Source organism: Desulfofundulus salinus (assembly GCF_003627965.1).
GTDB classification, from domain to species: domain Bacteria; phylum Bacillota; class Desulfotomaculia; order Desulfotomaculales; family Desulfovirgulaceae; genus Desulfofundulus; species Desulfofundulus salinus.
The window spans coordinates 1,030,869-1,040,487 of record NZ_RBWE01000001.1 but is presented as its reverse complement, the minus strand read 5'-3'; the positions used below and the strand labels follow the sequence as shown (position 1 = coordinate 1,040,487).

Sequence of the window (9,619 nt, the reverse complement as noted above, 5' to 3'; positions counted from 1 at the left end):
CGAGGAGATAGAGGCCACCAAGGGCCAGCGCTGAAGTTCCAGCCATAATTCCCCCTCTAGCCAACGCGGGCATGTGTCTAAAAGCTGAATAAACCTCCTCCTTCACCCGGGATAACGACCATCTCATAAAAACCACCTCTTTTTCAATTGTCCAAAAAAGAAAAAGGCCCGGATAAACCGGACCCAAAAAAGGGAAAACCCGGCGAAACCGGGTTTATTTCTTCAAATTTTCGATCTTCAAATCTTCAATCTCAGAGAAATGAATATCTCTCATCACCCCAGTTGTCCCAGGCCTTTTCCATTTTCGTGCGTGCAAACTCTTTCTTTGAAATCATTATTATCCATGGGAAATTACCCCCTCTTGAGTAACGTTGCGGTAAAAGGGATTAACTTTAAATGAGGGAGAATCGAATTCTTGAATATCGCACGCCAGAGCTATCACCGGAATGTCTTCTCTCAGGCTGATTTCAAAGGCTTCATCTACAATCGTATCGCGGATCTTTTTGTCAAGCCTTTCCGTCACCACAAGTACGTCAATATCGGATCCCGGAACGCTGGTTCCCCTTGCCTGGGAACCGAATAAAATTATTACTTTCACCGGAACATCTTTTTTCCTGAGGGCTTTCGCGTATGATTTAACGATCTCTTCAGCTCGTTTATTAATAGGCACGAAATTATTACCTGCCGGGGCTTGAACTGTAGTCAAAAAACCAGCCTGTTGGTCTGATGGTGTTGTTATCGAATTTTAGTCGCTTTTTGGTCGTATACCACGCCGACTTTCCATTTCCCGCCGCTGAGCTTCATTAGCAATACTTCATCTACTTTTATTGCCATGACCTCTGCTTCAGCGCCATCCGAAGCCCTCCGGATTCTTACGCCTACCTCATAATGGGCTTCTACTTTAGCCAGAGTGCGGGAGCGGTTTAGTACCTTAATCTGCAGAGTTCCGGGCTCCAACCTTCCGTATACGCCGGGAATGGGTTCATCAGGTTGCATGGTATCCCTGTACCATTTGATAACTGAGGGCAGCGCATAATCTTTGAGATAATCATTTATTTTGTCTCTGGCAAAGGTAAACTGAACATAAGCCCAGCGGTCGGCATATCCCTCGATAGCAGCCTTCAATGTTTCTTCTGCAGGAAGGACCTTTTCAGCCGCTTCAGCTTCCATGGCTCGGTTGACCATTACCGCCGCTTCCGCCCGGGTAGCGGTTTTGCTGGGGCCGAAGGTGCCGTCGGGATAGCCGCCGATTATGCCCAGAACAGACGCCTTGCTGACGTATTCGGCCAGGAGGTGGCCGGAGGGGACATCAGAGAAGTTTTGGGCCACCTTATTCAAGGGAGCGCCGTTTTCCCCGATGTTGAGGACCACTATCCTGGCAATCTCGCCCCGGGTAATGGCTTTATTGGGCTCCAGCTTGCTGCCGTATCCCTTCAGAATTCCGGCGGCGTAGGCCCGAGCCACCGGGTCGTAGAACCAGTCACCCGATTTGACATCTTCGTAAGGCAGGACGGTATTCGCCGGAGCGCTGGGAAGGTCGAAGGCCCGCACTACAATGGCGATGAACTCCGCCCAGGTTATGTTGTTGTTCGGCTTGAAAGTGCCGTCCGGGTAGCCGCCAAACACGCCAAGGTCATACATCAAATAGCTCTGGTCAGCGGCCCAGTGACCGTCCAGGTCCGGGAACAGCCCTCCGGCAAAAGCCGGCGCAGCAGTGACCAAAACCAAAAGAAGAACCGCCAACACCATCATGAGTTTTTGTTTTACCATAGTCATCCTCCCAGCTAGTCAAGGTCTTTTTTTATATCCTCCAAAAACCGTATCAGTTCGCGCACTCCTTTTTCAATTTCACAGGTCCAAACGACCCACGCCCGCCATCCCATTCGCTGAAGCTCCTCCAAAACCGCAGCGTCTCTCTCTTTGTTGCGTTCAATCTTTCGCCGCCAATAAGCGACATTGCTGGAGGGCATCCTGAAGCGGGCGCAGTCGTGTCCATGCCAAAAACAGCCGTGAACGAACACCGCTGTCCGGTATCGCGGGAGCGTTATGTCCGGATTGCCCGGCAGGTCTTTTCGGTGCAACCGGAACCTGAATCCCGCAGCGTGAAGGGCTTTGCGGACCGCCAGCTCCGGCTTCGTGTCTTTGCCCCTAACGCGAGCCATGATGCGGCTGCGCGTTTCCGCGTCCACTTTATCAGTCATCAGAGTTTCCTCCGAGATTAGCAGGAACGTCTATCAGCAAAGCCCGGTTGGTCTCCGCTTCCGCTACGCGCTCATTATACTTCAGAAGAAGATTCCGCATTTGCTCTGCCAGCTTTTCTTTGCCGAATTCGGCCATCTCTTCGACGTTCTGCCCCACGAAAGACTCTAAAGGAAAGATGCCCGTGGATTTTTCAATCCCAAGGCTTTCCGCCATTTGGCGGGCGGCAGCCAGTCTGCTTTCCGGCGTCAGAAGAAGGGGCCGATACCCGTTGCGCAAATTGCTTGCGCATTTTTCCAAGACAGCGGGCATTGGCGCTACGGTCACATGAAAAACCGTGTCCCCGACCACGAAGTCTCCAGGGCGGTTTAGCTGCTGGTCGGCGGTGGTGTAGGAGTAATTTTCTATCACAAGGTGAGGATACCGTAAAGCCAGTTTAGCTCCCACCAGGTGCTGCGCCACCGCTCCCGCCATCTTCCTTTCGGCTGCCGCCGCGAGTATGTCTCCGACTATTTGCGGGCCTGGTTTTGACAAATCGACCTCAACTTCAAGCCGCTGCTGATTGAAGTATTCCTTGACCTTTTCCGCAAGCCACCCTTGCAGGCCGTGAACTATGTCGCCGCGGTCATTGGGGTCCAGGGCGGCGAGTTGGTCGCGGCAAGCGCAGTTGTTAAGCCTCTCGACCAGCGAATCCGCCGCCGTGCGGGTCCCCCTGGTGGTGCGCCCGCCTTCGGAGGCGTAATTTCTCGTTTCTCCGAAACGCGCCAAAATCTCTCTGATTAGAGGCCCGCTTGTCCGGACCTGGTTTTTAGGCGTGATGTAATCCTCCTGCCTGAGAGGGTAAGATGCCTTCATCCTTTCCAAAACGGCCAGGCCGGCGCAAACCACGTATCTTTCCGGTTCGCGGCCAGGGCCGGGACGTTGTTGGTCATACCAAGCGATCAGTTCCCGCAGAACTTCCTCAAACAGCTCTTCTTTGTTCATTGCCGCGCCGACCTCCACTCTGAAGCAAGCCGTTCTGCCGTCAAACGATAGCGAATAGACCATCTGTCGCCTTTTCTTGGGCTTTGTTGCCTTGAAGCGGTCTGGGCCGTCAACGCCAAGGGGATAAGCAACTGTCGCGAAAGCCAGGACACCACCGGCACCGCGACCGCGTCCCCCATAGCCCTATACGCGTCGTTGTATCTGTCTGGCAGCCAAAACGTGTCCGGCGCTCCCATCAGCCGGGCGGCCTCTCTCGGCGAAAGCAAGCGCGATTTGACCTCTCCCTTGTCCACAATCAAAACCGTCTGCCGGCTTGACCCCCCCTGAGGGGTCCGCAAGCAGCCAGCGATGCCGTCAAAACGCGCTTCAGCCCGCTGAACGCCGTTTCGGGTCCGTTTATACAGCGTCCCCACCCATCGGCCTCCGGAGGAAAGCGCTTTTTCTATCTTTTGCCGGTTGGAAGGGCTCATTATTTCGAGAAGCTTTTGGGTCTCTTCCTGGGTATTCCAATCTACCGAAGGGTTTTCTTCAATCAAATCCGCCAAAGAAGGGACCGGAAACGAAGGGGCCGGCAGCTTCCACCAGCGCCAAAGCCCGCGAAGCGATGGGGATAATTTGGCGTGCGCGGCAAGCAACGCTTTAGGGGTCCAAGGGCTTCCTTCCGTGGTTTGAGTTAGGAACGGTTCCACGTCAATGTCCGCTTTAACGCCTACGATGAACACCCTCGGCCTTGACTGGGGGAGAAAATGCTTCGCGTCTATGACCAGAGCGCCAAATTGCAGGTCCAACGCGGCCAACGCCTCGCAAAGACCGGGGAAGTCATCGTCATAAAGCAGTCCTACCACGTTTTCTAAGACTACCATCGGCGGCATGTCGCCCCGGTCATGCAAGTCGCGCATGATGCGCCAAAAGGCCCAGAACGTTCCGCTTCGCTCAGCCGACATGCCACGCCGCCACCCGGCCAAAGAAAGGTCCTGACAGGGAAAGGAGGCCCAGGCCATGTCCGCTTTTGACGGCAGAGACGAAGGGTCTACTTCCGCCACGTCGCAAACCGTAAGCTCGTCCGGCCCGAAGTTATGGATATATACTTCAGCTTTTTTGGGGTCAATGTCATTAGCCCACACGCAGCGCCACGCTTCTCCCAGGCCTAGCCTGACCAAACCAGCGCCCGCGAAAAACTCGTAGAAGGTTAAAGGTCCGATTACTGCCATGCTTGTCCTCCTGTCTTAGCGCTCCGAATTAGACGCGCCATCATTCGCGGAAAAGATGAGAGCCTTTTCCAACACGACCTTGCCGCCCGGCTCGACCTTGAGAAGCACTCTGTCTCCTTCTTCAATTCCAAGGGCCGTTCTTATTTGCTTGGGCAGGGTCATCAAACCTTTGGGGCCTACCTTTGGCGTATAGAGTTTCTTGGTCAAGACAATCACCGCCTAACACCTAAGAATCTAAGAATCTGGGCATATTAACCAATTCGACACAAAAGAAAGAAATCCTGCCGAAAAGGAGTTATAAGGTGGACCCCTTTGTCAAGACACGATTTTTAAAATTTTAAGCGTGGAAAGATAAGCTCAATTTGGTGAATAGTGGTATGAAATAGGTTATAGACAAATTTTTCAGATTCCAGATTTGGCATAATATGTCTTAGTCCTTTCCATAGTAGACTTCTGCCGGCGTCCTGTATTTTAAGGATTGGTGAGGTCGGCGGTAGTTGTAAAACTCTAGATATCGAGAGATACCCTGCCTGGCTTCCCGGGGACTTTGATATTCGTTGAGATAAACTTCTTCGTATTTAAGGCTTCGCCAGAGGCGTTCGGTGAAAATGTTGTCAGTAGCCCGGCCTTTGCCGTCCATGCTGATCCTTATACCCGCTCCTTCTAGGAGCTTTATGTAGTCCGGGTCGGTAAACTGGGCTCCCTGGTCACTATTCATTATCTCCGGCTTGGCTTTAGCCATGGCTTCTTTTACCGCCACTAATACAAAGGCTGTCTCCAAGCACTGGTCTAAGGCCCAGCTTACCACAAAGCGGGAGTACCAGTCCATGATGGCCACCAGGTACATCCATCCCCTGACTAACCGGATGTAGGTGATGTCTATACCCCAGACCTGGTTGGGATAAGTAATGGGAAGGCCTCGCAGCAAGTAGGGATATACTCGATGCTCATGGTTTCTTCTGCTTAAGTTGGACTTGGGATAGATGGCGGCTATACCCATTTCCCGCATGTGGCGCTGGACGGCTTTGCGGTTGACTAAGAATCCCTCCCTTCGAAGCTGGGCCGTAATGCGCCTGGAACCGTAAAAGGGAAACTCGGTGTATATTTCGTCGATGCGGTGCTTTATGGCTATTTCTTCTGGGGAAAGGGGCACTGGGTGATAGTATAAGCTAGAGCGGTTTAGGCTTAAAAGCTCCGCCTGCTTTTTGATAGATAGTTCTGGATGGCCCCATTCCACCAAACCTAGGCGTTCATCTCGGCTAAGCTCAGAGGCCACTCTTTTTTTTAAGCCAGGTCAGCTCAGTGGTTAAACGACCGACTTCTGCGTAGAGGTCTTGGATTTTCTTCTCGTATTCTGATTTCATGTTCTCTATGCTTTTCGTTTCATCGGTAAAGAGGGAAGGCAGTTTCTCTACTGCCGTATTTTTCCACCGGTTTAAGACAGAGGGGTGGATGCCATATTCAGAAGCGATTTGGGCAATGGATTTTTCTTCCTTGAGAATTTCCAGTACGATTTTAGCCTTAATCTCGGCTGGATATTGTTTCCTAGTACCCATTCTGACGCTTAGGACCCCCATTTTTCGTGTCTAAATTTCTGGGTCCATTATATTATTCCCATGCTAAACGGTCCACTGCTCGTTGTAAGTCGTCATCGTTAGGTCTTGTATAACGGGCGGTAGTGTTGAGATTGGAATGGCCGGCCAAAACTGCTACCCGGTCCAGGCTTTCGCCGGCATCAATAAGAGACTTGCAGAAAGTATGCCTAAGCACGTGAGGAGTTGCCTTTTCTAAATGAGCGTCGTATGCGTATTTTGCAAGCAGGCATTCAACTGCCCGGGCAGACAAGAAACCGCCTTTTTGGCTGGTAAATAAGGGACCGGGGGCTTCACCTCTAACCCCGAGCCAATCCTTTATTGCCTTTCTCGCTGTTTGCGTTAAGCGGGACCTCGCGCCGCTTACCGCCTTCCCTCAGACGGATTATCACTTTTCCTATTCGCTCTCCGAGGACTATATCATCGAGGGTAAGAGCGCATACTTCCGATACCCTCAAACCGGCGTGGAGAAGAAGTGTGACTATGGCTATATCCCGTACCCGCCCGCCTTTTTGGACTGCCCGCATGAGCGCCAACTGCTCGCGCCGCCCAAGTACCTTTGGAGCAGGTCTCACTTCCGGCACCGGTTTCACGCCGCCGGCAGGATTTTAAGCGGCGTGACCTTGCTCTACCGCCCAGGTAAAGAAAGTAGAAAGACAAGCTAATGCCCGGTTGATAGTAGCAGGTTTTTGGCCCCGATTCTGCATATAACGTTTAAACTCAGCAATATCCAATGGCCCGATAGCATCAAATTTGGGAGTCTCCCCGGTCGTTTCCAGATACCATCGGAAAAACTTTTTCAGGTCGTTTAGATAGCACGAACCGTGGCGGAACTAGCATCTTTTTCTCCGCGAAGATACTGCCCAAAAGCATTTAGAATCTCATTCATTTTCAGCCCTCCCAAACTCAATTCTAAAGAAAAAGCAATAAAATAGCAGCCGGGTTGATAGCGCCGACTGCTGTTTCTACTTATCCGACATTTTTTAGTTAACTTACGACCTTAGAAAGCCGCTCATTATCCGCAAAATCCAAGGCCAAAACGTCGGATAATGAGTATTACACGACATTTTTTATTCACACATTAATCAACCTCAAGCGGTAACTCTTTGATTGGGTCAATCGCAATAATCGATAAAATATCTTCTTCGGCAAGATTGTAACCGTCTCTTACAAAATCTTGTATCACATCTTTCTCTATATCGTCTTCAGTAAACCAGTGGGGCACCTCCATAATAATTTCTACTTTAACTTTCATTATTTTAACCTCCTTCTTTCTTTTTCTACTTCAATTTTCTTAAGCCAGCAAAAGTCAATCAAAAAATCGAATAAAAACCTACACTTTTTTCAGTATTGCATTAGCATTAGCCCACAATTTCCCGTATACATTCAGCCGCCACGCTCCAGCGTTCGCCAGTGGCTTTTTTCTCGACAACAACGTGCGTCGTAGGAAAGAGGCTGCAAACATCTACAACCTCAATAACATTGCCATGCGGGTCAGAATATGTCTTACCTAGCAAATCACGTTGATTGGGCAAAGGTTTGCCTGTTCGCACGTCAATTTCCACCCAATTGACGAACTCTTTTGGAGTCACTTCCCCGTATAAACACTGGTCACTTCCGGCCTGCCGTGGCCCAGAAGCTCCGCCACCTCCAGTTTTGCCGCCCTTTCCGGACTTACCCTGTGGAGGCCGTATTTCTCCGGATGCTCCAACCGGCAGGCCAGCTCCTCCCTGGCGTATGCGTGACGCAATCCGTGAAAGGTAATCGGCCGGTCGGTGATTTCTTCCCGGTGCCGCTCGATGAATTTCTGGATGCTTTTGATGACTCTGTGCGTCTTTTCGCCCGGCACGACGAAGATCTTCTCCCCCCTGGTCCCCCCGCGCTCTTCCAGGAACCGCTCCAGTTCCACCTTTAACTCCAGTCGTAGCGGGATTCGGCGCACCCGGCCCCCTTTCCCTTTGACCTCCAGTTTTCCATCCTTCAGGGCGTCCCGGACGTGGCCCACCGTGAGCCTGGTACACTCGTGGATCCTGAGCCCCGCGTGGCGGGCCAGCTTCATGGCCATCACCACGTCCGCACGGCCCAGTTTTTCGGCCTTCTCCAGCATCCGCCGGTATTCTTCTTCCGTCCAGGCCCTATCTTTGCCGCCGGCCGGAGTCTTTTCGAGCCCCAGCGCCCGGTTATCCGGCAGTTCATTGCGCGAACCGGTGAAGCGGTGGAAAAACCGCACCGCCGCCAGATCGTTTTTCAGCGTCTTTTCTGATATGCCTTCCTGGCGGCGGTATTCCACGTATGCCCGCAGGTGCTTTTCGCCGATGTTGGCGATCTTCTGCAAACGAAATTTTTCCGAGCAGAACCAAAGGAAGTTCTTCATGCTCTCCCGGTACCGGAAATGAGATTTTTTGGACATCGCGTGGGTCGTGTCTTTTACCGCCTCACGCCAGATTTTTTCAAGCTGAGCCGAGAGATTTCTGTATACCCCTTCGGAACTTTTTGCGCCGGCAGTTGTTTTTGATTTCTTCACAGAATCGTTTGTCATCGAGCCTCGCCTCCAGTTCCAGAAGCACCTTATTCTCGGGCATTTCATACTTTCGCCATGGGATCTGCCGGTGCCACCAGCGGATGATGGAAAAATAATAAAGTATAGTTCGTCCGCTCCTCCCCTGTTCTTTTAAGTGTCTGGCGAACGCTGCAACATGGCGGGGTCGTATGTTTCGTATGTCTTCCGGCGCAAAACGTTCTGCCAAGAAGCAAAGAAATTTTACGTACTTGCGAAACCGCTCCAGGCGCTTCTCATAAGAGCCACCCCTTGCATACCGGGCTACCCTTTCCACGAACTGCCGCCCTAGGCGGTCGAGGATGGGATTTCCGGTATCTTCCCAGGAAACCCGTAGCATTTTATCCCCCCTGATCTGTATTTTCCTTTTGTTTTTACGGCTTCGCCGTCACTGCAAAAAAGACAAAAACTCCCTAGAGGTTCATCACCCCCGGATCCTCATCACATAGGTTTGCACCGGTGGAAACCTCTTGCAGATTACCCTTCGGGCCTTATTTTTTGCGGCTTCGCCGTCGCGGGCTGCGCCCGTCTCAGTGCCCCCTCCGCTTTCGCTCCGGTGACCTGAGACGGGCTTCCGCCCGTTTTTGCGCTTCGCGGTGCGGGCTTGCGCCCGGTTGCGGCTTCGCCGTGCGGGCTTACGCCCGTTGCCTGCCGCTCCGCGGTTTGCCCGGCGGGCTGCGCCCGGGCTTGCACCCCCGGGGCCCTTGCCCCGTCCGCTGCGGGGCAACCGCCCCGGGGGTGGTGCCTGTTTTGTTGTCTGCGTGCTCCCGACGGCCGGCTTTCAAAGCCCGCCTCGCACGCCTTTATGAGCTTGTTAAGCATTCACTGAGGCCCCGTTACCCTACTTATGGGGGCGGCAGGTGCCGCCAGGGCCCATGGTGTGGACCCCATACTCCATATGGAGTGGTTAGTCAGCGATCAATCGCGTCATAACCGGGGATCCGGCAACGCCGCTAATTTGCGGCGGGGAAGGAGCCGGCTGCAAGCCGGCGTCCTACCTCCGTTGGTTGATTAAGGTTGGAGCAGGTGCCGTCCCTGCGGCCGGCACCCCTCAACCACGTTCTCAGTCCCGGGAG

Annotated in this window: 14 protein-coding genes; all 14 read right to left on the bottom strand. The window is 52.6% G+C overall.

Annotation, left to right across the window (positions count from 1 at the left end; translation table 11 throughout):
* Positions 1–337: 337 nt before the first annotated feature.
* Positions 338–706 carry a nucleotidyltransferase domain-containing protein gene (locus D7024_RS05405; RefSeq protein ID WP_243113704.1) on the bottom strand — a complete coding sequence of 123 codons (369 nt, stop codon included), beginning with the start codon at positions 704–706 and terminating at the stop codon, positions 338–340.
* 29 nt (positions 707–735) lie between these two features.
* On the bottom strand, positions 736–1,770 hold the full coding sequence (locus tag D7024_RS05400; RefSeq protein ID WP_165859285.1) for an S-layer homology domain-containing protein: 1,035 nt from the start codon (positions 1,768–1,770) through the stop codon (positions 736–738).
* A 14-nt stretch (positions 1,771–1,784) separates the two neighbouring features.
* Entirely contained in the window at positions 1,785–2,201 is a 417-nt protein-coding gene (locus D7024_RS05395; RefSeq protein ID WP_121450869.1) for a very short patch repair endonuclease, read from the bottom strand.
* Positions 2,194–3,183, bottom strand: a complete 990-nt coding sequence (locus D7024_RS05390) for a DUF4928 family protein (protein ID WP_165859284.1) — start codon at positions 3,181–3,183, stop codon at positions 2,194–2,196. The genes D7024_RS05395 and D7024_RS05390 overlap by 8 nt, the downstream gene beginning before the upstream one ends.
* Positions 3,180–4,394: a DNA cytosine methyltransferase gene (locus D7024_RS05385; protein ID WP_121450867.1), complete on the bottom strand. Its 1,215-nt coding sequence runs from the start codon at positions 4,392–4,394 to the stop codon at positions 3,180–3,182. Before D7024_RS05385 ends, D7024_RS05390 begins: the two co-directional genes overlap by 4 nt.
* Positions 4,395–4,409: 15 nt before the next feature.
* Positions 4,410–4,601, bottom strand: a complete 192-nt coding sequence (locus D7024_RS05380) for an AbrB/MazE/SpoVT family DNA-binding domain-containing protein (protein ID WP_121450866.1) — start codon at positions 4,599–4,601, stop codon at positions 4,410–4,412.
* Between the two features lie 223 nt (positions 4,602–4,824).
* A protein-coding gene (locus tag D7024_RS05375) for an IS3 family transposase (RefSeq protein WP_494337206.1) occupies positions 4,825–5,950 on the bottom strand; the annotation gives its coding sequence in 2 pieces (ribosomal slippage) (positions 4,825–5,671 and positions 5,670–5,950; 1,128 coding nt in all).
* Positions 5,951–6,002: 52 nt separating this feature from the next.
* Positions 6,003–6,308 carry a tyrosine-type recombinase/integrase gene (locus tag D7024_RS15570; RefSeq protein ID WP_121450864.1) on the bottom strand — a complete coding sequence of 102 codons (306 nt, stop codon included), beginning with the start codon at positions 6,306–6,308 and terminating at the stop codon, positions 6,003–6,005.
* Positions 6,286–6,513 (bottom strand): tyrosine-type recombinase/integrase, encoded by a 228-nt coding sequence (locus D7024_RS15565; RefSeq protein ID WP_353961299.1) that lies wholly within the window; start codon positions 6,511–6,513, stop codon positions 6,286–6,288. Before D7024_RS15565 ends, D7024_RS15570 begins: the two co-directional genes overlap by 23 nt.
* An 81-nt stretch (positions 6,514–6,594) precedes the next feature.
* On the bottom strand, positions 6,595–6,765 hold the full coding sequence (locus D7024_RS15560) for a site-specific integrase (protein WP_353961298.1): 171 nt from the start codon (positions 6,763–6,765) through the stop codon (positions 6,595–6,597).
* Between the two features lie 302 nt (positions 6,766–7,067).
* Complete coding sequence (locus D7024_RS14750) at positions 7,068–7,241, bottom strand: hypothetical protein (RefSeq protein ID WP_165859283.1); 174 nt, start codon at positions 7,239–7,241, stop codon at positions 7,068–7,070.
* Positions 7,242–7,347: 106 nt separating this feature from the next.
* On the bottom strand, positions 7,348–7,551 hold the full coding sequence (locus D7024_RS14580; protein ID WP_125185627.1) for a hypothetical protein: 204 nt from the start codon (positions 7,549–7,551) through the stop codon (positions 7,348–7,350).
* A gap of 23 nt (positions 7,552–7,574) precedes the next feature.
* Positions 7,575–8,525 (bottom strand): tyrosine-type recombinase/integrase, encoded by a 951-nt coding sequence (locus tag D7024_RS05355; RefSeq protein ID WP_121450861.1) that lies wholly within the window; start codon positions 8,523–8,525, stop codon positions 7,575–7,577.
* Positions 8,437–8,883 (bottom strand): phage integrase N-terminal domain-containing protein, encoded by a 447-nt coding sequence (locus tag D7024_RS05350; protein ID WP_121450860.1) that lies wholly within the window; start codon positions 8,881–8,883, stop codon positions 8,437–8,439. Before D7024_RS05350 ends, D7024_RS05355 begins: the two co-directional genes overlap by 89 nt.
* Positions 8,884–9,619 lie beyond the last annotated feature (736 nt).